The organism is Vreelandella sp. DA03-1M, assembly GCF_055725665.1.
Genome location: NZ_CM146798.1, coordinates 4,141,279 through 4,163,161 on the forward strand (window position 1 = coordinate 4,141,279; position 21,883 = coordinate 4,163,161).

18 protein-coding genes and 1 pseudogene are annotated in these 21,883 nt (G+C 53.3%); 1 reads left to right on the forward strand and 18 read right to left on the reverse strand.

All coding sequences use genetic code 11. The annotated features are described in order from the left end of the window. Positions 1-144: 144 nt before the first annotated feature. The 13 genes and pseudogenes from ACXUPB_RS19350 to ccoG all read right to left on the reverse strand — a co-directional run bounded on the left by ACXUPB_RS19350 (position 145) and on the right by ccoG (position 13,261). Positions 145-597, reverse strand: a complete 453-nt coding sequence (locus tag ACXUPB_RS19350; protein ID WP_472954121.1) for a hypothetical protein — start codon at positions 595-597, stop codon at positions 145-147. A gap of 257 nt (positions 598-854) precedes the next feature. Continuing rightward, positions 855-1,535 (reverse strand): annotated as a pseudogene (locus ACXUPB_RS19355) (MmgE/PrpD family protein); the annotation flags it as partial. Beyond that, positions 1,532-2,776: a CaiB/BaiF CoA transferase family protein gene (locus tag ACXUPB_RS19360; RefSeq protein ID WP_472954123.1), complete on the reverse strand. Its 1,245-nt coding sequence runs from the start codon at positions 2,774-2,776 to the stop codon at positions 1,532-1,534. The pseudogene ACXUPB_RS19355 and the gene ACXUPB_RS19360, both read right to left, overlap by 4 nt. A 226-nt stretch (positions 2,777-3,002) precedes the next feature. After that, positions 3,003-3,806, reverse strand: a complete 804-nt coding sequence (locus ACXUPB_RS19365) for an SDR family NAD(P)-dependent oxidoreductase (protein WP_472954125.1) — start codon at positions 3,804-3,806, stop codon at positions 3,003-3,005. Positions 3,807-3,857: 51 nt separating this feature from the next. After that, positions 3,858-4,205 (reverse strand): carboxymuconolactone decarboxylase family protein, encoded by a 348-nt coding sequence (locus tag ACXUPB_RS19370; protein WP_472954127.1) that lies wholly within the window; start codon positions 4,203-4,205, stop codon positions 3,858-3,860. Positions 4,206-4,693: 488 nt separating this feature from the next. Continuing rightward, on the reverse strand, positions 4,694-5,614 hold the full coding sequence (locus tag ACXUPB_RS19375) for a LysR family transcriptional regulator (RefSeq protein ID WP_472954129.1): 921 nt from the start codon (positions 5,612-5,614) through the stop codon (positions 4,694-4,696). A 176-nt stretch (positions 5,615-5,790) separates the two neighbouring features. Further along, entirely contained in the window at positions 5,791-7,287 is a 1,497-nt protein-coding gene (locus tag ACXUPB_RS19380) for a tripartite tricarboxylate transporter permease (protein WP_472954131.1), read from the reverse strand. A 5-nt stretch (positions 7,288-7,292) separates the two neighbouring features. Continuing rightward, positions 7,293-7,739, reverse strand: a complete 447-nt coding sequence (locus tag ACXUPB_RS19385) for a tripartite tricarboxylate transporter TctB family protein (RefSeq protein WP_472954133.1) — start codon at positions 7,737-7,739, stop codon at positions 7,293-7,295. A gap of 124 nt (positions 7,740-7,863) precedes the next feature. Then, positions 7,864-8,727, reverse strand: a complete 864-nt coding sequence (locus ACXUPB_RS19390; protein ID WP_472954136.1) for an amidohydrolase family protein — start codon at positions 8,725-8,727, stop codon at positions 7,864-7,866. Beyond that, complete coding sequence (locus ACXUPB_RS19395; RefSeq protein ID WP_472954138.1) at positions 8,724-9,347, reverse strand: glutathione S-transferase N-terminal domain-containing protein; 624 nt, start codon at positions 9,345-9,347, stop codon at positions 8,724-8,726. Before ACXUPB_RS19395 ends, ACXUPB_RS19390 begins: the two co-directional genes overlap by 4 nt. 85 nt (positions 9,348-9,432) lie before the next feature. Continuing rightward, the gene (locus tag ACXUPB_RS19400; RefSeq protein ID WP_472954139.1) at positions 9,433-10,422 is read right to left on the reverse strand and encodes a Bug family tripartite tricarboxylate transporter substrate binding protein; all 990 of its coding nucleotides are present in this window, start codon (positions 10,420-10,422) and stop codon (positions 9,433-9,435) included. A gap of 145 nt (positions 10,423-10,567) precedes the next feature. After that, the gene (locus ACXUPB_RS19405) at positions 10,568-11,473 is read right to left on the reverse strand and encodes a Bug family tripartite tricarboxylate transporter substrate binding protein (RefSeq protein WP_472954142.1); all 906 of its coding nucleotides are present in this window, start codon (positions 11,471-11,473) and stop codon (positions 10,568-10,570) included. Between the two features lie 339 nt (positions 11,474-11,812). Further along, positions 11,813-13,261, reverse strand: a complete 1,449-nt coding sequence (ccoG, locus tag ACXUPB_RS19410) for a cytochrome c oxidase accessory protein CcoG (RefSeq protein WP_472954145.1) — start codon at positions 13,259-13,261, stop codon at positions 11,813-11,815. A gap of 341 nt (positions 13,262-13,602) precedes the next feature. Between ccoG and mapR the strand changes: the two genes are divergently transcribed. Then, a complete protein-coding gene (gene mapR, locus ACXUPB_RS19415; RefSeq protein WP_472956764.1) occupies positions 13,603-15,012 on the forward strand; it encodes a GntR family transcriptional regulator MpaR in 1,410 nt (469 codons plus the stop codon). 243 nt (positions 15,013-15,255) lie between these two features. Here mapR and ACXUPB_RS19420 read toward each other — a convergent pair whose 3' ends face one another. From ACXUPB_RS19420 to ACXUPB_RS19440, 5 genes are all read right to left on the reverse strand, one after another. Then, entirely contained in the window at positions 15,256-16,638 is a 1,383-nt protein-coding gene (locus ACXUPB_RS19420; RefSeq protein WP_472954148.1) for an L-serine ammonia-lyase, read from the reverse strand. Positions 16,639-16,910: 272 nt separating this feature from the next. Continuing rightward, positions 16,911-17,777, reverse strand: coding sequence for a formyltetrahydrofolate deformylase (gene purU, locus ACXUPB_RS19425; protein WP_472954150.1), 867 nt, complete (start codon positions 17,775-17,777; stop codon positions 16,911-16,913). 75 nt (positions 17,778-17,852) lie between these two features. Further along, the gene (locus ACXUPB_RS19430) at positions 17,853-18,488 is read right to left on the reverse strand and encodes a sarcosine oxidase subunit gamma (RefSeq protein ID WP_472954153.1); all 636 of its coding nucleotides are present in this window, start codon (positions 18,486-18,488) and stop codon (positions 17,853-17,855) included. Next, positions 18,481-21,531, reverse strand: coding sequence for a sarcosine oxidase subunit alpha family protein (locus ACXUPB_RS19435; protein WP_472954155.1), 3,051 nt, complete (start codon positions 21,529-21,531; stop codon positions 18,481-18,483). Before ACXUPB_RS19435 ends, ACXUPB_RS19430 begins: the two co-directional genes overlap by 8 nt. Next, the gene (locus tag ACXUPB_RS19440; protein WP_472954157.1) at positions 21,528-21,869 is read right to left on the reverse strand and encodes a sarcosine oxidase subunit delta; all 342 of its coding nucleotides are present in this window, start codon (positions 21,867-21,869) and stop codon (positions 21,528-21,530) included. The genes ACXUPB_RS19435 and ACXUPB_RS19440 overlap by 4 nt, the downstream gene beginning before the upstream one ends. Between the last annotated feature and the right edge of the window lie 14 nt (positions 21,870-21,883).

Sequence of the window (21,883 nt, forward strand, 5' to 3'; positions counted from 1 at the left end):
GGCGCCCGCCATTAATTTACGGCAAGCATTTAGCTTGTAACTCATATTAAGCACCTCGTTATTTATAATTGTGATAACCACTTTACTGATACTGGCATAGCCCCACGTTATCGACCACCAACGATATATTGGGTATTGGTTAACTTATTGTCTGTTACTTTTAAGGGCACCGAGAGAATCCAGCAATGGAGCAGAACCTGGTAGCTCATTGCTTGCCATCACAATCTCTTGGAAAGACTGAGCGGTGGTGGGTGAAAGCATACCGCTGACTAATTCCTGATATTTCTCAAATAGCTCAGCGTCACTCATAGGATCCTCCGGATCACCTTTGCGGGTCTCCTGTAAATGTTGATAGGTGTTACCATCAACGGTCGTGACGATAATATTGGCCATCCGCTGCCGGGGGTATCGGGCCGCAATATCCGCACGCTCCGCAACACTCACCTTAGGCATTAATGCGCGTATGCGGGCATCTTCCAGTACGGGCGGCTCAAAGGCTTGCAGCCTGACCTTGCCCAGCACCAAGAACGCAGCAACACAGTATTGAATACTGAAACGCGTCTCTTGAGCAGTTGAAGGAGTCGGGCGATTGCACATCGAATAGGTCGCGCCATACCCTTCGATATGAATGGATTCAATGGTGTCCGGGGTGATGGGCACTGGATGGCTTGCAGTGCTTTCAAGCCATCCAGTGCGGGGAAAATATGCCCGCAGCAACCGTGGTTTTTGACCGTCATCCGGGTAATCGGCGTCCAGTCGCCGATACCTTCCAGCGCCATCGCCCAGTCGCCCGTGGAGTCGCTGGTGGCAGCTGCAAACCCATTGCTGGCATGCAGGCTATCTAGCGATGCGGTTACGCCTTTCACCGCCGCCATTCCCGCCATTAAACCTGCATCGGCGGCGTGACCCGCATGCAGCGGCTTCGCCATGCCCTCGCCCTGCAAGTTCTGCTGATGACCACCGGCAAAACTACTGGCCAACCCAATAGCGTGACCCATTTGCTCTGAAGTAGCGCCGAGCAACATCGCGGTTGAAACCGCCGCCCCAATGGTGCCCACCGTGGCGGAGGTGTGCCAGAAGCGGTAGTGGCTGGGCTGGATGGCGAGGGCAATGCGACAGCCCACTTCATAACCGCCAATAATGGCGCGATGAAGCTGCTCACGGGTGGCTTGGCTATCCTGCACAACGGCCAATGCCGCCGCAATTGTTGAGCTACCGGGGTGGTAGCCGCCATCCTTGAAGATGTCGTCAAACTCAACGGTGTGGCTCGCCGTAGCATTCAACAAAGCAGCATAACGTGGTGACCCCAGGAGACCATCCACATAACATACCGCGCGACCCTCCCCACGCGTGGTGGCAAACGCATCCGATAGCAGCGTGGCAGGCGCTTGGCTGCACCCCGGCAGTGTGGTGGCGAACCAGTCAAGCAGTGCCCGACGAGCGGCCCAATCAGTCTCAGCGTCCAGCGGGCGGACATTCCATTGATAAGCCGCCTGGGCCAGACGTTCAAGCGGGTTAGTTATAGAGGTGTTCAAAGTCGATCTCCCGGATTGGTAGCTACTCCAACGCCTCCCTCTATAGGCCCGCTTATTGCGCCATCGGCGATCAGTGCCGCTAACTCCTGCTTTGAATAACCCAAGCTCATCAGTACCTCGGCGGTTTGCGCGCCCACTCTTTGCGGTGGCGATGTAATACCGCGGGTGCCCTCGGACATACAAAACGCTGATACAGGAACAGTAAGCTGTTTTTCAGCGTCTGGGCTTAACGGCTGGCCGTGCAAAACGCCTCGTGATTGCACATGGGGATCGGCCAGTGTCTCTTCGAGCCGCCTAATGCGTGAGGCAGGAATCCGGCGTTTCTGCAAAAACGCCTCCCAGTAGTCGGCAGTCATGGTGCTAATGATCTCGGCGATCACCTTGGCTTCCTCAGCGTGGCTATCAAGGCGTTGATTATTGTTCTGTTTGATCATGTCCTCTCGGCCCAGGGCCGTCCACAAACGCTTTTGCTGGGTCAAGTTAGAGGCAGCGATCATTAACGGCTGGTCAGATGCGTGGTAGCAGCCAATGGTGGCGAAGGGAAAGGTATTGCCTTTGGGCTCTGGCTTTTTGCCATTCCACAGCAACGCCGTTAAATAGGGACTGGCAAGCATCAACGCCGTATCTGACATGGAGACATCCACAAATTGCCCTTTGCCACCATCGCGCTCACGCTGGAACAGGGCCGTTGAGATGGCAAACGCAGCCGTGGTGCCGGTGGCATAATCCACCACCGGCGCGCCACTTTTAAGCGGGCCAGTATGGTGGTCGCCAGTCATTGCCATCATGCCCGAATAGGCTTGAATAACATTATCGTAAGCAGTGAGCTCCCGGCGCGTGCCGATGCTGCCAAAGGCGGAGATGGAGCAGTAAATCAGCTTAGGGTTGAGTAGTTTCAGGTCGTCGTAACCAAGCCCCAGTTTCTCTAATGCCCCCGGCCGATAGTTTTCGACAAACACATCTGCGGTGGCGAGTAACTTCTTTAACGCCTCACGCCCTTGGGGATGTTTAAAGTCGATCGCCACGGCTTTTTTATTGCTGGCTTGGGACATAAAGGCGGTGCCCAGCCCTTGATCATTAAGCGCCCGGTCAGACCCTTGCATGCGCGCTTGATCCGGGTCACTTGGCGACTCAACCTTGATCACATCGGCGCCCAGCACCGCCATCTGGTAAGTAGTGAAAGGGCCCGCCAATACGTGGGTAGCATCAACAACACGGATATTTTCAAACGGGGAAGACATAATGACCTCAGCGCACTTATTGATTGTTGTTGCTCTTCATTGTTGACCAGCAATGATATTTCGCCGATCTATCATGAATTAACAATGCAGAAATAAGCGCACTATGTGGACTGATGAAACGTCAGGGGATGGTTAACAAATGGTTCGCAAAGAGATCTGGGCCATCACCAAGGGCCATTACTCCTGGGAATGCAAGTAAGAATGCTTTTACGGAAGTGCCAAAAGATTAGTCACAGCGCGCTATCATTCCGCCATCTACCACAATCTCAGTGCCAGTAATAAAGCGGGCTTCATCCGAGGCCAGAAAAAGCGCTGCATTGGCGGTATCACGCCCATCGCCCATAAAGCCAAGCGGAATTCGAGCAAGTCGTTGTGCGAGCAACGCATCAACATCCCCGCCAGCCCGCTGTCCTGCTAGACGCTCTTCTACCATAGGCGTGTGCAACTGCCCAGGGACGACCGTATTGACCCTGACGCCTTTGGGCGCATACTCCACCGCCACGACTTTGGAGAACTGGATAACAGCGGCTTTAGTCGCTGCATAGGCAGACTGGGCAGAGCCTGTCCAGCGCATCCCCGATGTTGAAGATGTGTTCACGATTGCACCGGAGCCACGTTCCGCCATATGCGGCAGAACAGCTCGGCTGGTCAGATACACGCTTTTCAAGTTGAACTCAATTTGACGATCCCAGGTTGCTTCATCCATATCCGCAGGTCCGCCTTTTGCAGAGCCACCAACATTATTGACAAGAATATCCACTTGCCCAAAACGTTCGATGCACGCCGCCACCATGCTTTTCACAGCGTCTTGGCTGGTGACATCACATAGATAGGTCTCCACGGTACCGCCAACCTCATGCACTCGGGCAACCGTCTCAACCATAGTGTCTTCACGGATATCGACGGCAAAAACAGCGGCACCTTCTTCAGCAAAGCGTACACAGGCCGCTCGACCATTGCCCCAGCCTTTACCCACACAACCAGCACCGGTGATAATGGCCACTTTTCCTTCCAGACGTTTTTTGCTCATCATAAAACCTTACGTTTATTAAGTTATATTGACGCTTAAGCACACAGATCATTAACTGAAACTTGGCGGAGTTTCCGGTGGCGGTGATATCTGAAAGATATTAATGGTGAGGGAAATCAGTGAGTAGTAGCCAAGCAGGCCAACCAAGTCGACCAGTCGATCTTTGCCTAAGATATCGAACGCCTGATTGTACAAGGTATCGGGAACGCTTCTATCCTGATGAGCCGCCAGCGTGAAACGATAAACAACAGCCTCATCCTCTTTTTCAAAGGCTGGCTCGTCACCTTTTTTTACTGCATTAACGACGCTTTCAGATACGCCTGCATCAAGTGCGTGTGGCTCGTGTGCAAACCACTCAAACTCGGCCTTCCACACTTTTGCAATCGTCAAAATAGCCAACTCAGAGAGTCGTTTCTCAAGGGAGCTATCGTATCGGCAATACTCGCCTAATGATTGAGCTCGCTCCGCCAGCCCAGGCCGATTTAGCCATACAGCCAATGGACCTCTGACCTGCCCTCGCGGCCCGGAAGCAATAAGGTTATGAATTTCTTGCTGGTGGACGTTATAGGTACTTTGATCTGGCGATAGTAGCCTTTGAATCGGCCAAACGTGAGATGATGGCATTGTACTCGCCTATTATGCTTATATTATTAAAAAACAGGACTAAATCAGAAAAGTTGTCTATAGCAGCAGAACCTCTAATGGTAGAGCAGCTATAACCCTAACTAACACAACCCAATTTCTATACAGAAACAACGCTATATCAATAGAGTATCTTTACAACACCATTATTTGAAATACTATATAGTCATACCTGCCATCAATTAAAAGCATAAATTCCAGGCCATCACTCAAGGAAAAATCGTCTCATCATAAAATTGGGTTAACTACTTCCATATCCCTTCGGAGACAAGTTTTTTTGTAATTTCTTGTATAGCTAGCTCTACGACTTGTATTGCCCTTTTCTTCTGCTGATCGGTTTTTGTTGCTATGGCAAGCGGCCAGTCAATAACAGGGTTCGTGATCGGCACAGCGGTAAGTGTTCCTTGCTGTACTTCAGATATCACCGCGCCATAGGTCAGAATAGAGTGACCATGACCATGACGCACTAACGACTTTAGGTGCCAAAGACCATCAACATGTTGGGTAACATTCAAGTGCATTTTCATATCACTAACATGGCGGTCAACTAACGTGCGCAGAAAATTCTGTCGGCTTGGCATAACTAAAGGCAAAGACGCGGCTTCGCTTAGCTGTATGCTTTCCCGAAGGTGAGTTTCCGGCGGCGAAATCAAATAGAGCCGATCCGTCAGTAAAGGCTTAGATACGATTTCCTCTTTTTCGGGTGGGTTGTGCATAACGGCAATGCCAATTTCCCCACGGGCAAGCTTACCCTCCAACTCTCGACTAAACCCTTCTATAAATCGCAGTTCGATTTCAGGATATTGTGCTTTCACGTAGGTTAGCAATAGAGGTGCAATAAACTCACCTGGCGTAGGCGGTATTCCCAACACGACGACGCCTCTCGGCTCTTCAACATGGGCGGTGACATCGTGATGGGCTTGACTGATTTGCTCCAGGATAGCGTAACAGCGGATAAGCAGAATCCCACCCTCCTCTGTCAGCTCAACACCCCGTGATGTTCGAGCAAAAACAGATAAGCCTAGATCATCTTCAAGCTTTGCGATTTGGCGACTCAGCGCAGGCTGAGCAACCATTAATCGCTCGGCAGCCCGCGTTATACTTTTTTCCTCGGCCACACATACAAAATATCGCAGTGTTCTTAGTTCTGGCTGCCACTCCCTCACGTTTCTCCTCATTATGCCCCTGCTCCAGACTCGTTAAAACAGTCATTAGAGTAGTCTTTTACCTGTTGGGACTCCACTACAATTAACCGCACCTACCAGCACAGCTAAAACAGCACACCACTTGAAAGATGGCAGTAAGGCTACTGATCTTTTTAAGAAGATTATGCCTAATTAGCTTATTGCGCTTTTGATGTCTGCCTTGCAGTCCCGATCATTCGAACCGCTATGCGTAATAGTAAAATGGCGGCTATTGCCAAAAGCACCGCAGTAACTGGTCGCTCCAGCAGTAGCATAAAATCACCCCTTGCCAACAACATTGCTCGACGCAGATTCTCCTCCAGCATCGGGCCGAGTACAAAGCCAATAAGAACAGGCGCCGGTTCAAAGCCAAATAGTCGCATGAAGTAACCTAGCGCACCAAACACCAGCACTAGGCCAACCTCAAATAAGCTATAGTTAAGTGTATAAACACCGATACATATCAAGCAGAGAATAGTAGGATAAAGGTAATTATATCTAATTTTTAGTAAGCTTACCCAAATCCCAATTAACGGAATATTAAGAATCAGCAGGATAATATTGCCAATCCAGAAGCTCATGGTCAGCCCCCAGAAAATATCGGGTCGCTCTGCAATTAGCCCCGGCCCAGGGGTTATCCCATGGATCAATAACGCCCCCAGCATCAGCGCCATTGTCGCGCTGCCGGGGATACCCAGGGTTAACGTAGGGATAAATGCCGCTTGAACAGCCGCATTGTTGGCTGCTTCTGGTGATGCTATGCCTTCAGGTGCCCCCTTGCCAAAACGCGAAGGATCTTTTGAGATACGCTTTTCAACCGCATAACCGATAAAGGCAGCAATCGACTGCCCAGCGCCTGGCAAGGCCCCAAAGAAACTGCCAATGCCGGCGCCGCGGAGCATGGGTAGGCCAATTTTACGACGCTCTTCCGCACTCGGCATCATGGAGCTCAGCCGAACATTCATGTCCTTTGATGCCGACTTATGGGTGTTAATAGACGAAATAATCTCCGCCACCCCAAAAAGCCCCATCGCTAATGCTACTAAACTAATGCCATCATAAAGACCCAGTAGTCCAAAGGTGAGACGCGTTTCACCGGTATTAACATCCGCGCCCACAGAGCCGAGTAAGAGGCCTAGTAAAACCATTGCCAAACCTTTCAAGGGGGATCCTTGCACCACGCCCGCGGCGGCAATCAGGCCCAAGGTCATCAGCGCAAAGTACTCAGAAGGCCCGAACGACAGAGCAAAACTTGCCAAGAGAGGAGCGAAGAGCATCAACATCACAATGCCAATCGATCCACCCACAAAAGAAGCGATGGTGGTAATGAAGAGAGCAACTCCGGCTCTACCGGCCATCGCCATGGGGTAGCCATCTAAACAGGTAACGGCCGATGATGGGGTGCCCGGTAGATTAAGCAGTATAGAGGCCGTTGAGCCCCCATACTCTGCGCCATAATAGACGCCTGCCAGCATCACCAGCGCCGTCGTTGGGTCAAGATAAAAGGAGAGCGGCAGCAGCATAGAGACGGCAGCTAAGGAACCAATACCGGGCAGCACACCAATGAAGGTGCCCAGAAAGACACCGCCAAAACAGTACATGATATTTTCAAGCGTGAAGGCCGTTTGTAAGCCAAGTAAAATATTATCTAACATGACACTTAAAACCTCCACTCTAAGAAGGGAATAGGCAGACTTAAAGCCTGATTAAATATTAGCCAAGCGGCAAGGGGCACTAAACCCGCCAAAAGCAGAACGTCCTTCCAAGTGCTCTTTTTATCGGCCAGTGATGAAATCGCAATGGTTAGAACGATGGCGGGCAACAAACCTCCCAAATACATGCCCAACATAAATCCAATCAAGCTTATAAATATAACCAGCATGGGTCTCCATGAGACATTGGGAAGGCTTTTAGCGTCTGACTTGACGCCGGTGACTATAATCAGAACACCCACTAAGCTAAGAAGTCCGCTTAATATCAAAGGAAAGTAACCGGGGCCCATTCGTCTCGCAGAGCCAATATTGTAATCGGACACGATTAGAAGCGCAGCTACGCCTATCAGCAGCATGAGAAAACCTGCGGCTATCTCCTTTTTATTTATACTCATTAAAACTCACCTATATTAATTATAATTAAATACATTACAATTATTGAATTAAAGCTATTAATCACAACACCAACCCAAGCACTCTCAAGTCAAGAATTTACTTCACACTGTTTTTCAATAAGCATTAAAAATCATAAAAGCGGGCTGGATTATCGACTAGCAGGGCCTTTCGATGTAGCGGATCAGGCGCTATACCCTCAAGAATATCGACCAGAATACCATCATCAGGTGGGCCTCCCTTTAAGTTAGGGTGTGGCCAATCAGTCCCCCACAACACACGGTCAGGAAAATGTTTGACCAGCTTCTGGGCAAAGGGCACTGCATCGGTATAGGGCGAACCCAGTGCCGAAGCTCTGTCGCAACCGCTCACCTTGACGAGAAAACGTTCATTCTCCATTAGCGTCATCAGTGCGTTAAAGGCAGCTTGATCTCTACCTTGTGAGGCATCGATACGCCCCATGTGATCGATGACTACCGGTGTCGCCGCTTGCTGAAGAGTTTCACCGATGCTCTTGATCAAGGTGTGATGCAGGTGCACCTGCAGGTGCATGCCATATTTCTCCAGCCGTCGGCTAAAGGCTACAATCTCTTCGGGGCTAGCCGCCGCATCAAGGTGTGGCATGAAATTGAACCTGATGCCTCTTACCCTTTGTTCTGCCAAACCTGCAAGGCTCGCCTCACTAATGTCAACAGGCGCCAGTGCTACGCCCAGATACTGCCCGGGCCGAGCTTTCATGGCATCCAGCATCGCGCTATTGTCGAATCCATGGCAGCCCGACTGCACGATGACACAGCGGTCGATACCGAGGTGCTCATGCAGCGCAAACAGGACTTCTTTGGGCGCGTCCTGTGGACGAAAAAGAGCGTTATCCGCATACGGAAATGTGCTCTGAGGCCCAAATACATGAGTATGACAATCGCATGCCCCTACCGGTAGCGATAGACGAGGTTGACTCGGCTGCGGCATGTAGCCCGTAACGTCGCTCATACTGAGATCTCCGATAGAGAGGCTGCTAATAAAGGATGGCGCTGATTAAACTCATCAAGCCAAGCCACTAGCTCTGGATGAACACTTCGCCACTCCACAGGTTGGCGCCAATCGAGGTAGCCCAATGCAGAGGCCAACGATAAGCTACTGGCCGTCAACCCGGGGGCAATTGGCGGCAGCTGTTGACTAATAGCATGTAAGCCACGTGTCACCTTGCCGCGCTGGTGCGATAGCCAGAATTCTGACTTCTGTGATTGCTCACGGAACCGGCCCTCATACACCATCATCAAGGCGGCATCGATAATGCCGTCGGCTAGTGCGATACGGCTTCTCTCTATTGCTAAATCGAGTGATTGGCTGGGAAATAAGTCTGAATTATTCGCATAAGCACACAGGTACTCGACGATTGTTTTACTATCGTAGAGGACATCACCACTTGGCAGCACGAGGCAGGGCATTTTCCCTAATGGGTTTTGCCGACGCAGGCTATCGTTCTCGTCTAACGGGTTAGCCCCTACCACTTGTATCTGCTCTTCAATCCCCAATACGATAGCGGCCATGCGCACCTTGCGCCCAAAGGGTGATGTTAAAGATGTTCTCAACAACATATCGTCAGACATAATATTTATACTCATTAAGCGACTAGATCACGGGGCGCTGAAACATGGATCGCTGATATACCGCTAACGGATGTATTGCTAGCGGCTATTGCAGGATGGCCCCGGTGGCCTCAACAACATCTGCCCAACGCTGCGTCTCTTGGGCGATATAGTCACTAAACTCTTCAGGGGATGAGGCAATAATCTCCAGCCCCTGTAGCTCTAGAGCGTCTACGACGTCAGGATCAGTAAGCGTTGCATAAAAGGCGGCATGGAGTGTTTCAAGGATGGCATCAGACGTGCCCTGGGGCGCAACAATGCCGTACCAATTTTCAGCAACGACATTGGCAAGGCCCATTTCTGCTGTGGTTGGAATATCAGGCAGCGCGGGTGAGCGCGTTTTGCTGCCGACGGCAATCGGGCGCAAAGCCCCTTCCTTTACTTGAGCGAGCAGTATCGGTAAGTCAGCAAACATCATATCGACCTGGCCCCCCACGACATCCAGTACAGCAGGAGCCGCGCCTCTATAGGGAATGTGAACCGTATCAATGCCCGCCTCATAGTTAAGCATTTCACCTGCCAAGTGCTGCATTCCGCCTGGGCCAGAGGAGGCATAGTTTAAGTAACCGGGGTTATCTTTAGCCCACTGAATCAACTCAGGCAGTGTTTGCGCTTCGACATCAGGTGATATCACTAGTAACTCTGGCACCGTGGCAATCAGCGTGATGGGGGCTAATTCCGTTAGGGTGTCGTAGGGCATTTGGTTTTGAACACTCTTACTAATCGCCAATGCGCCCGCGCTACTAATGCCGATGATGTAACCATCCGCTTCTGCTTTTGCCACCGCGTCGGTGCCGATAACGCCTCCTGCGCCACCCCGGTTCTCCACAACCACCGGCTGCCCTAGCTCTTCTGAGAGCTTAGGCGTCATCAATCGCGCCACGGTGTCATTGGGGCCTCCGGGCGCAAAGGGCACGATCAAACGTATCGGCTTCTCCGGATAGTTCGCACCATCGCTGCTGGCAAGTGCACTACTACCGAGCGTCGCTAACGATGTAAAAATGGCTATCACGGGGAGTGCGAGATAGTGTTTCATGGCGTTCTCCATAAATTTTTATTGTGAATACAGTTATAGTTTTATTTATAAACTAATTATTTTTTTGAAATTAAATACTTTTACCGACTAAAACTGATTCCTTACATTTCAGGAAACATTTAATTAGCTTTAGCGATACGGTCATTTAATTAGAAGAGCCTTCTGAGGCGCGGACGACGGCCTCCCACTTAATTGTCTCGCTCTCAATGTACGCCTGAAACGCTTCTGGCGTTGATCCAGCTAGCATCACGCCCATGTCATTCATTCTTTCGATCACTTGCTCATCCTGGATGACTGTCATAAAAGCATTGTTGAGTGTTTCAGTGATATGGTCAGGTAGTTCAGGCGGTGCAACGATGCCGTACCAGTTGACCGCTGTTACTTCCGGAACGCCTGCTTCTGACATAGTGGGCACCTCGGATAGCGCCTCCATGCGTGCCTGGCTACCCACCGCTATCGCCCGCAGCGCGCCAGCTTTCACCTGAGGAAGAAGAACGGGGCTATCAGCAAACATCATATCCACTTGACCGCCCAACAGATCCAACACAGCTGGGCCAGCTCCCACGTATGGAACGTGAACAATATCAATGTTTGCCACATGCCCGAGCATCTCACCTGCCAAGTGCGGCATCGAACCAGGGCCTGACGAAGCGAAATTCAACATTCCTGGGTTATCCGTTGCGAGTTCAACCAACTCCTCAAGAGAGGTCGCCGCCACTTCGTTGTTAACGACCAATAACTCTGGGACATTGGCCAGCAACATAATGGGTGAGAAATCAGTGGCATTATTGAACGGTACGTTCTCATGGACACTGGCGCTAATCGCCAGAGCACCAGCACTCGTCATGGCAATCAAGTAACCATCAGGCTGTCCTTTGGCCACGTAGCCAGTACCGATCACGCCGCCTGCACCACCGCGACTTTCAACGACGACGGGGGTTCCCAGCACATCAGAAAGCTTTGTCGCCACTACACGGCCAATGGCATCGGCAGGGCCACCTGGAGCAAAAGGAATAATCATACGAATAGGCTGATTAGGGTAATCACTCATCCCATTTTGATCAGCCTGTTTTTCATTAGGTGAGTTTTCATTGGATACAGCCGCCCCTGTATATGCCGTTATCAGCATACCAAGCATCAAGCTAGATATTGTTTTTTGTATATTCACGAAAATTGCCCATCAAGTTTGTTATTTAAAAATTATTTGTAGGCACAAATTAGCCACAACAAAAAACAGCGTCCAATACCTTTTAACTTGATGAGGTATTACATTTAATCATGGCAGCAAATACAATACTAAAGAATATTATACTTAAGCACTAAAACTTCAGCGACCAGCTAAAGCTCAAAAACTCATTAAGTAGTCTATTGAAAAGTTATCTTCACCTACTTACTTCCCAGAAGGGCCCAGGAACCGCGTTTCACTGCTGCTCGCTATCGATGGATCATCTAAGGCGGTGATATGCAGTTCGATAGGATGGCTAGGCTGTGTCAGGTCATCCGCATCGGCGGTGAGGGCTAGCCGCAGGCTGCGCGTTTCAAAAGCCGCTACCTCGATGGTGTCCATGCCACCCAGGCGAAGTCCTGGCAGCCCTGTAGCCGATACCGCATAGCGATGTGTTTGGCCATCTTGATTACGCAGTGTCACGTTGTAGTAATTGATCAGTCGACCTTCTGCTGTGCTTTCAAACAGCGCTTGTCGATCCCGTGCAATATCGACATCAAGGGGCACACGGGCATTCAAGAAGCCAATGAGCAGCACCACCATGGCGAGTAGCGCCGCCGCATAGGCAAATAACTGAGGACGCCAAAAGCGGGTCGTTTTACCTGCCAACGCGCGCTCGGTGGTGTAACGAATCAGGCCAAGCGGTTTATTGATCCGCGCCATCACGCTATCGCAGGCATCGATACACGCCGCGCAACCAATACACTCGTACTGCAGCCCATCGCGAATATCGATGCCGGTGGGGCATACCTGAACGCAGAGTTCACAGTCGATACAGTCGCCGGTTCGCGCTGCCTCAACGCCCTTTTGAGCATGATATCGGCGCGGCTCACCGCGGGCAGCGTCGTAGGAAACAATCAGCGTATTGGCGTCGAACATCGCCGACTGAAAGCGTGCATAGGGACACATATGCAGGCATACCTGATGGCGAAGCCAACCGGCATTCAAGTAGGTAAACAGAGTAAAAAAACCGATCCAGAAGAGTGCCAAGGGGTGCGCGTCCAGACTGACGACATCCACCAGTAATGCCCGGATTGGCGTGAAGTAACCGACAAAGGCCACTCCCGTAGCCACCGCAATCAGCAGCCAAGCTGCATGTTTGGTGGTTTTTCGCCATAGCGTATCGAACTTGCGCGGCGCTTGGTCGCGGCGTATGCGACGGTGGCGTGCCCCCTCTAAGCGATGCTCAAACCAGATAAATAGAAACGTCCACACGCTTTGCGGGCAGCTGTAGCCACACCACACGCGCCCAGCGACCACCGTGACCAAAAACAGTCCAAAGGCGCAGAGCACCAGGATCCAGGTGAGCAAGATAAAGTCTTGGGGATAAAACGTCGCCGCAAACAGGTGGAACTCCTGGGCAGAGAGATCAAACCACACCAGCGGTCGGTCGCCCCAATTGACCCACGGCAAACCGAAATAGAGCGTCATCAGCAGCCAGTTTGAGTGGCGTCGGATACGCTGAAAAAAGCCATCTATTTCGCGCACATAGATATGCCCCAGCTTCGGCGGCTTGCTGCTGGGAGACTTAGCACTAGGCGTCTTAGGTGGGGGCGTAGGGTGTTCAACCGCTGCCTCAGTGGTCAGGTCTTGCAGTGGGATGCGTTGCGTCATACCGATATCCAGAAAAGAGGGAGTAGAGATCTATACGGTCGAGGGGCGCCGCTAAGTAGGTGATCATGCTTTTTTAAGAGAGCGACTGATTTAGGCGCTACTATGCCTAGTGAGCAAAATCACAAACAGGCGCAGTTTTAGAAAAATAAGCCGTATCAGATCTCCCCCTATGACTCATACCCTGACTTTCTGATATGCTTTTTATTACTCTATTTGATTCTGTTTTACCTCCCTCATATAACCCACAGTGACGCTTTCCAAAACCAGAGAGCCGCACCGTGTCAGCTAACAATATGTGTGAGCACACCGACGTTCCACTTAACGCACCGACGGTTTATCCCATGAAACGCTACGAACAGTTTGCCGATGAGATAGCCACACTGATTCGTCAGGGCGTACTTGGCCCTGGGGAGCGTATTCCTTCGGTGCGTCAGGCTAGCCGTCATCATGGCATTAGCCCTTCCACGGTGTTTCAGGCTTACTACTTACTGGAAAACCAAGGACTTATCACTGCACGGGCGCGCTCAGGGTATTTTGTTCGTGAACACGCCCGGCGCTTGCTGGACGAACCGCGCGTGACACTGCAGCCCACCGACCCAGCAGAGGTAGAAGTCAGCGAGTTGGTGTTCTCGGTGCTTGGCTCGCTTCAGGATGACCGAACGGTGCCCTTCGGGTCGGCGTTCCCCAGCCCCCAGCTGTTCCCGCTTTCGCGTTTGAGTATCAGCATGACGCGGGGGTTGCGGGCGCTTTCGCCTCAACAGGTGGTGGCCGACATGACCACCGGGCACACCGACCTGTGTCGGCAGATTGCGCTGCGTTACATGCTGGGCGGTATTCAACTGCCGATGGAAGAGCTGGTGATTACTAATGGTGCAATGGAGGGACTTAATCTAGCGCTGCAGTGTGTTACCCAGCCGGGCGACCTGGTGGCGATTGAGTCCCCAGCGTTTTATGCCAGCCTGCAAGTGTTAGAGCGGTTGAAACTGCGCGCTGTGGAGATACCGGTACACCCACGGGAGGGGATCGACCTAGAGGTGCTGGCAGAGCGGCTAGAGACACTGCCCATCAAAGCCTGCTGGTTTATGAGCCATCTGCAAAACCCAATCGGCGCCAGCCTGAGTAAAGAGCGCAAACAAGCGCTTTATCAGCTGCTAAAACAGCACCAAGTGCCGATGCTAGAGGATGATGTGTATGCCGAGCTGTATTTTGGCAGCACGCCGCCCGTGCCCGTAAAAGCCTTCGATGATGAGGGTCTGGTCATCCACTGCAGCTCTTTCTCAAAGTGCTTAGCGCCGGGCTACCGGGTGGGCTGGGTAGCGGGCGGTCGCTATGCTCAGGCCATCTCGCGGCTAAAACTAATGACGACGATTTCGCCTTCCGTGCCCGCTCAGACAGCCATCGCTGACTACTTGCAGCATGGCGGTTATGACCGCCATTTGCGTAAGCTCCGCCATGCCCTGGAAGCCCAACAAGGCAGCATGCTGGCAGCAGCAGATCGCTACTTTCCTGCCAATACTCGCATCACCCGTCCGGCGGGCGGCTACTTCTTATGGGTGGAGTTTCCCGAGCAGGTAGATTCGCTGCGGCTATTTAATACCGCGCTCGACCATGGCGTTAGCTTAGCGCCGGGCCCGATCTTTTCCGCGACCCAGCAGTTTCGACACTGCGTGCGCCTGAGCTATGGCCGCCCCTGGACGCAATCCAGCGAGCGCGGCATGGAAACCTTGGGCAGGTTATTAAGCCTTTTTTAGCGAAGACCACCGACGCTATCGCCAGGTAACTGATATGGTTATTTAGTTAAAGACTGAGCCTGTTATGCAACACAGCAATCACTAGACTGTTCCGATAAAGCCACACAGCGGCTATACCAGTCCGCAAAAGCGTTAAGAGAGAGTGGCTGTCATCGGAGGAATGCACCTATCGCTCAAATAGAAAACGCCGAACTCCTGCCTCAGCGGAGCTCCGGCGTTTTTAACTAATCAAGCCGGTGATTTTTAACACTCAATAGCATTCACGGCCAAACCACCTTTGGATGTCTCTTTATACTTATCCAACATGTCTCGCCCCGTATCGCGCATGGTACGAATGACTTTATCTAACGAGATAAAGTGAGTGCCATCGCCACGTAATGCCATCTGAGCGGCATTGATCGCCTTTACCGTTGCGATAGCGTTGCGCTCGATACAAGGAATCTGAACTAACCCACCCACAGGGTCGCAGGTTAACCCTAGATTGTGCTCCAAGCCGATTTCGGCCGCATGCTCTACTTGTTCAGGCGTGCCCCCCATCACATCAGCCAAGCCAGCGGCTGCCATGGCACAAGCTGAGCCAACCTCCCCCTGGCAGCCTACTTCGGCGCCGGAGATCGAAGCATTTTTCTTGCACAGAATGCCAATGGCGCCTGCCGCCAGCAAAAAATCCACCACGTTTTTCTCGCAGGCATTGGGCTGGAATTTCATGTAGTAGTGCAAGACAGCGGGGATAATGCCTGCGGCGCCGTTGGTGGGTGCCGTGACCATACGTCCCCCTGCGGCGTTCTCTTCGTTAACGGCGAGGGCAAAAATATTCACCCACTCCATCGCTGAGAACGTTGAGGCTATCAGGCAGTCGTTCTGCTCTGCCGCTTGAAGACGCTGGTGAAGCAGCTTAGCCCTTCGCTTAACTTTTAAACCGCCCGGCAGTATCCCTTCGTGGGTTAATCCATTATCGATGCATTCACACATCACTTGCCAGATAAGCCACAGTTCGTTTCTGACCTCTTCTTCGGTCCGCCATACTTTCTCATTTTCCAGCATCAGCCGGCTGACACTTAACTGCTCTTTTTTACATAGCGCCAGGAGTTCGTCAGCCGTGTCGAAGTTGTAAGGAAGAGTAGCTCCATCTAAATCGTCTAACGGCATATCTAACTGGGCTTGCTCAACAACGAAGCCGCCGCCCACCGAGTAATAGGTATTTTCATACACCAAGTCGCCCTGATGCGTGAAAGCTGCGAGCCTCATGGCATTAGGGTGGTGGGGCAAGCTCTCTTCATGAAAAAAGAGGTCACTATCCCAAACAAACTTCACTGTTTTTTGTCGACCAAGCTGTAATGACTGGCTCTCTTTAAGCGCTTCGATGGCTGGCTCAATAATCGAGGGATCTATTGTGCTAGGGCGTTCACCCATCAATCCCATAATAATTGCGTTATCGGTGGCATGTCCGATACCCGTGGCGGATAACGAGCCATAAAGATGGACTTCAAGATGCCCTACCTCATCGAGCAGGCTGTTTTCGCGCAGGGTGGTGACATACTTAAAAGCCGCCTGCATGGGGCCGACGGTATGGGAACTGGAGGGGCCTACTCCAATCTTAAAAAGGTCGAAGACACTGATAGGCATTGGCGCACCTCTTGACGTATAAACAGGGGAAAATCAGGCGCTGCCTGAAAGGTTTAATAATTTATTAATTTGAAAATAAATAAAAACAATTTACTTTCTATTGGTGGCTTTTTTATATTTATTAAAAGCACTTTTAGGCACGCCGCATCACGCTTAATAAAGGGCTACTTTGCGCACTTTCAAAAGCCTGATGGCGACAGCAGTAGCCCGATTATAAAAGCGCGCTTTAACACTATTAGCGTTGATTAATAACCGCATTATGAAAAAGCGCGTTAGTTACCAAACACCACCGTGCGCCCTGAATAGAAAAACACGCGGCGTTCCAAATGATAGCTAATCGCCCTGGCCAACGTTAAGCACTCGATATCACGCCCCTTGGCCACCAGATCCTCGGGGTAGTGGGTATGATCCACAGGCTCGACCCCCTGGGCAATAATCGGCCCTTCATCAAGGTCATTATTAATGTAGTGGGCCGTTGCTCCGACCAATTTAACCCCTTTCTCATACGCCTGATGATAAGGCTTAGCGCCTTTAAAACCGGGCAGCAGCGAGTGGTGAATATTAATCGCCCGCCCTGCCAACAGTTCACACATGGAGGGCGAAAGCACTTGCATATACCTTGCCAGCACCACCAATTCAGCTTCGGTATCCGCGATGATGTCGCGTATCTGCGCTTCCTGCTGCAATTTTGTCTCGGGCGTGATCGGCAGGTAGTGGTAGGGCAAATCGTGCCATGCTGCCAACGGCTCCAAATCGGGATGATTGGAAATCACCGCTTTGATATCCAGCGGAAGCTGCCCCGTCCGATAACGGTAGAGCAGATCATTCAAGCAGTGATCGGCTTTGGAGACCATAATCACGGTGCCGGTGCGTTTGCCAGGGGCCGTCAATTCGAACTGCATATCGAATTCGCTTGCCCGCGCTGAAAAATCGGTGTGAAAGCGCTCTTCATGAAACTCATCTTGCTCTGGGCGAAACTCAGCGCGAATGAAAAAGCGTCCGCCCAGCCGATCATCGAAAGAGTTGAGTTCAGTGATATAGCACTGCTGCTCTTTTAGAAAGCGCGTGACGACGTCCACCGTTCCCAAGCGGCTGGGGCATTGGGCGGCAAGTATCCAGGTATCGCTCATTCGGCTCATAGTGCATGCTTCTCAGTTAGCGGCAGACCGTTGCGGAAGATCATAGCGGCCGGAACAGCGTTCCGGCCTGCCCGCTTATTGTTGTACGTTTACGCCATACTCTGCCGCTGCATCCAGCAACCAGCGGTAGCAGTAGTCGGCAAAGCTGCGTCGCACCACTAACTCCCAGCGCTCTTCACTGGGACGACGCAGGATAGTGGTCGCCTTGGCGAAGACGGTAGTAACACCCTTTCCCACCGGGAAATTGCTGGAGTGAACATCGTAGATCACCGTTTTCATCAACAGCTCTCGGGCTGCTTCGCCGGAAATCTCCAATAGCGTCTGACCACCGCTGACGTCGCTAATCGCGAAATGGGCGCTGCCCAAATACTCGCGCAGCTTGGCCTCCAGCGGGAACTCCTCTCCACCGGGGACTATCACCAGCCACTCGTCCGGGGAGAGCCACTGAATGGAGCGCTCGCCGCTGGCATCTTGCACCAACGCCTGGGGTTGTCCAGGCAAGCTAATGCCGAGCACGTCACGCACCGCCTCGTCGAGCACGATGGCGCCACCGCGCAGGATCAGATGCCCAAGCATTGCCCGCTCGCGTAGCTGAAGTCGGCTTGGACTGCCGGCCTGGGGCGCACCGCTGCGACGATAGCTATAGGCTAACGGGGACTCTACCGGAATAGCGGTATCAGTACGGGTGTCGAAGGTGGCCGCGTTAGACATGCTGGCGCTCTCCCTTGGGGTCGTAGAAAACGGTGCTGACGATTTCAGCCTCATGGGTTTGTCCATCCGCCATGGGCAGGTAGACCGTATCACCCAGCTTCTGATGGCCACCCTTGACCACCGCTAGCGCAAAGCCTGAATCCAGGATCGGGCTGTAATAGCTGGAGGTCACGTGCCCCACCATTGGCATAGGGATCGCATGCTTGGGATCAAGCACGATCTGGGCACCCTCTTCGAGAACCACCTTCGGGTCTTTCGGCCTGAGCCCCACCAACTGCTTGCGGTTCTCACGTTTGGTATCACTGCGCGTCAGGGCCCGCTTACCAATCCATGAGTAGGGTTTGTCGTAGCCGATCGCCCACTGCATACCCAGGTCTTCTGGGGTAACGGAGCCGTCGGTTTCCTGGCCCACGATGATGAAGCCCTTTTCAGCGCGCAGAACGTGCATGGTTTCGGTGCCATAGGGCGTCAAGCCATACTTTTCGCCGTGCTTGAACAGGGTCTGCCAGACATGCATGGCGTAGTTGGCTTGCACGTTGATCTCAAAGGTCAGCTCGCCAGTAAAGGAGATACGAAAGACCCGTGCAGGTACCCCCGCCACTTTCCCGGAGCGCCAATCCATAAACTTAAAGCTATCGCGATCAAGATCGATATCACTGATCTCAGCGAGCAGCTTGCGCGCTTCCGGGCCGGTGATCGTCATGGTGGCCCAGTGGTCGGTCACTGAAGAGAAGTAGACATCCAGTTCCGGCCACTCGGTCTGATGCCATAACTCCAACCATTCCAGAATCGCGGCAGCGCCACCGGTGGTGGTGGTCATCAAAAAGTGGTTTTCAGCAAGACAGCTCGTCACACCATCGTCGGTAACCATGCCATCGTCCTTGCACATCAGGCCATAACGGCACTTGCCGACCGCCAGTTTCTCCCACTTGTTGGTATAAATCCGGGCCAGAAACTCACGCGCATCCGGCCCTTGAATATCGATTTTGCCAAGCGTCGAGGCATCGAGGATACCGACCTTCTCGCGAACCGCCAGGCACTCGCGAGCAACCGCCTCCTGTATCGTCTCGGCCTTGCCATTCACCTTTTGTGGATAGTACCAGGGCCGCTTCCACTGGCCGACGTCCTCGAACTCGGCGCCGCGCTCTACGTGCCACTGGTGCAGCGCGGTGTAGCGCTCGGGGTCGAACAGGTCACGACAGTGGCGACCGACGATGGCACCGAAGGTGACCGGGGTGTAGTTAGGACGGAACACCGTGGTGCCCACCTCGGGAATCGAGCGATTCAAGCAACGGGCGGCAATCGCCATGCCGTTGATGTTGCCCAGCTTGCCCTGATCCGTACCGAAGCCCATGGCGGTATAGCGCTTGATATGCTCGATGGACTCGAAGCCTTCCCGGGTAGCCAGCTCGATGCCCGCCGCGGTGACGTCGTTCTGCAGGTCGACGAACTGCTTGGGACCGCGCAGCGTGGGCTTCTCATGGGGCACCTGAAACAGGGCTACTGCAGGCCCCTGCTGAAGACGTTCGGCGCTAGGTAGGTTAACCGCCTGGGCGGTGTGCCCAGTGGCGGCTGCCGCCCTGATGCCCGCCTCGAGACCCTCGGCAAGTACGTCACCCAACGCATAGGTACCTTTAGCACCGCCACAAGCCTGCACGCCCTTCACCAGCCCCGGCACGAAGCCAATAATATCGTCGCGCCAGGTAGGCCGCGCGCCAGTGTGGGACGCCAAGTGAATCACCGGGCTGTAGCCGCCGGAGCTGGCGATGGTGTCGCAGGCCAACTCCTGAACCGGGCCGCTCACTTTGAAAGCGACAATATCAATCTTGGCGACCCGTGCCGCGGTGACCCGATTGCTGCCCTTCGCCTCGATAACGGCGCTGCCCGTAATAATCTTGATGCCCTGGGCGCGGGCGGCATCCACCCAGTCGCCCGCCAGCGCCTCGCGGGCGTCCACGATAGCGACGACCTCGCAGCCGGCCTCTTTCCAGTCCAGGGCAGCGCGGTAGCCGTAGTCGTTGCTGGTGGAGAGCACCAGTTTGTGGCCCGGTGCCACGCCATAGCGGCGAATGTAGGTCGACACAGCGCCAGCCAGCATGTTGCCCGGCACGTCATTGCCCGCGTAGACCAGCGGACGCTCGTGGGCGCCCGTGGACAGGATCACCTGGCCAGCGCGAACCCGGTGCAGGCGTGCGCGCACCTGACGGTGGCCATTTTCCACCGGCGCCGTATCGCTTAGGTGCTCGGTACGCCGCTCATGCAGCGTCACAAAATTGTGGTCGTGATAACCGTTAGCCGTGGTGCGCGGCAGCAGCGTGACGTTTTCGCAACCGGCCAGCTCATCCAGCACCCGGGCCACCCACTGATCCGCCGGCTTGCCATCCAGGGTTTCGCGGCTGGCCAACAGCGAGCCGCCCATCTCTTCCTGCTCATCGGCCACCATCACCCGGGCGCCGCTGCGCGCGGCAGCCAGCGCTGCCGCCAGACCCGCGGCGCCTGCACCGACGACCAGCACATCGCAGTGCTGATTGAAGTGATCATAGTTATCCGGATCGGCTTCCATGGGGCTGCGACCCAGCCCCGCCGCCTTGCGGATGTACTTCTCGTAGGTCAGCCACATCGAGGCCGGCGCCATAAAGGTCTTGTAGTAGAAGCCCGGCGGCATGAACTGCCCGCCCAGCTTGCCGAACAGGCCCATCAGGTCGCGCTGTACGTTCGGCCAGCCATTGGTGCTGCTGGCGGCCAAACCTTCATATAGCGCCTGCTGGGTGGCGCGTACATTGGGCACCTGGGCCGCTTCACTGCTGCCTAGCTGTACGATGGCATTGGGCTCCTCGGCGCCCGCAGCGACAATGCCGCGGGGCCGAGAGTATTTAAAGCTGCGGTTAACGATATCCACGCCATTAGCCAGCAGCGCCGAAGCCAGAGTATCCCCGGGGTGTCCTTGGTAACGCTGACCGTTAAAGGTAAAGCTCAACGTGCGGGAGCGGTCGATACGCCCGCCCGTGTTAAGGCGGAACACTTGTTGCTTGGACTGGCTCATGCCCGCACTCCTTCTTGTTGGTTTACCGCGGCGGCTTCGCGAGGCTTAGTCTGGCTGTCAGCGGTAATCGACGGCTGCTCGCCCATTTTGTAGGTCTCGAGAATCTCGTAGCTCACGGTGTGACGCGTCACGTTGAAAAACTTGCGGCAACCCACCGCATGCACCCACATTTCATGGTGAACGCCACGGGGGTTGTCACGGAAGAACAGGTAATCCCCCCACTCTTCGTCGCTACACGCCTCGGGCTCCTTGGGGCGCTCGATATGCGCCTGGCCCTTGGGGTGGAATTCCTCTTCCTCACGGTGTTCGCCGCAGTAGGGGCAGTAGATATAGAACATGCGAATACTCCTCT

Excerpts from the sequence above, each read along its gene's own strand:
- ACXUPB_RS19350 (WP_472954121.1), bottom strand. The coding sequence starts at position 597 with ATGTGCAATCGCCCGACTCCTTCAACTGCTCAAGAGACGCGTTTCAGT.
- ACXUPB_RS19360 (WP_472954123.1), bottom strand. The coding sequence starts at position 2,776 with ATGTCTTCCCCGTTTGAAAATATCCGTGTTGTTGATGCTACCCACGTA.
- ACXUPB_RS19365 (WP_472954125.1), bottom strand. The coding sequence starts at position 3,806 with ATGAGCAAAAAACGTCTGGAAGGAAAAGTGGCCATTATCACCGGTGCT.
- ACXUPB_RS19380 (WP_472954131.1), bottom strand. The coding sequence starts at position 7,287 with ATGTTAGATAATATTTTACTTGGCTTACAAACGGCCTTCACGCTTGAA.
- ACXUPB_RS19385 (WP_472954133.1), bottom strand. The coding sequence starts at position 7,739 with ATGAGTATAAATAAAAAGGAGATAGCCGCAGGTTTTCTCATGCTGCTG.
- ACXUPB_RS19390 (WP_472954136.1), bottom strand. The coding sequence starts at position 8,727 with ATGAGCGACGTTACGGGCTACATGCCGCAGCCGAGTCAACCTCGTCTA.
- ACXUPB_RS19395 (WP_472954138.1), bottom strand. The coding sequence starts at position 9,347 with ATGTCTGACGATATGTTGTTGAGAACATCTTTAACATCACCCTTTGGG.
- ACXUPB_RS19400 (WP_472954139.1), bottom strand. The coding sequence starts at position 10,422 with ATGAAACACTATCTCGCACTCCCCGTGATAGCCATTTTTACATCGTTA.
- ACXUPB_RS19405 (WP_472954142.1), bottom strand. The coding sequence starts at position 11,473 with ATGAGTGATTACCCTAATCAGCCTATTCGTATGATTATTCCTTTTGCT.
- ccoG (WP_472954145.1), bottom strand. The coding sequence starts at position 13,261 with ATGACGCAACGCATCCCACTGCAAGACCTGACCACTGAGGCAGCGGTT.
- mapR (WP_472956764.1), top strand. The coding sequence starts at position 13,603 with ATGAAACGCTACGAACAGTTTGCCGATGAGATAGCCACACTGATTCGT.
- ACXUPB_RS19420 (WP_472954148.1), bottom strand. The coding sequence starts at position 16,638 with ATGCCTATCAGTGTCTTCGACCTTTTTAAGATTGGAGTAGGCCCCTCC.
- purU (WP_472954150.1), bottom strand. The coding sequence starts at position 17,777 with ATGAGCCGAATGAGCGATACCTGGATACTTGCCGCCCAATGCCCCAGC.
- ACXUPB_RS19430 (WP_472954153.1), bottom strand. The coding sequence starts at position 18,488 with ATGTCTAACGCGGCCACCTTCGACACCCGTACTGATACCGCTATTCCG.
- ACXUPB_RS19435 (WP_472954155.1), bottom strand. The coding sequence starts at position 21,531 with ATGAGCCAGTCCAAGCAACAAGTGTTCCGCCTTAACACGGGCGGGCGT.
- ACXUPB_RS19440 (WP_472954157.1), bottom strand. The coding sequence starts at position 21,869 with ATGTTCTATATCTACTGCCCCTACTGCGGCGAACACCGTGAGGAAGAG.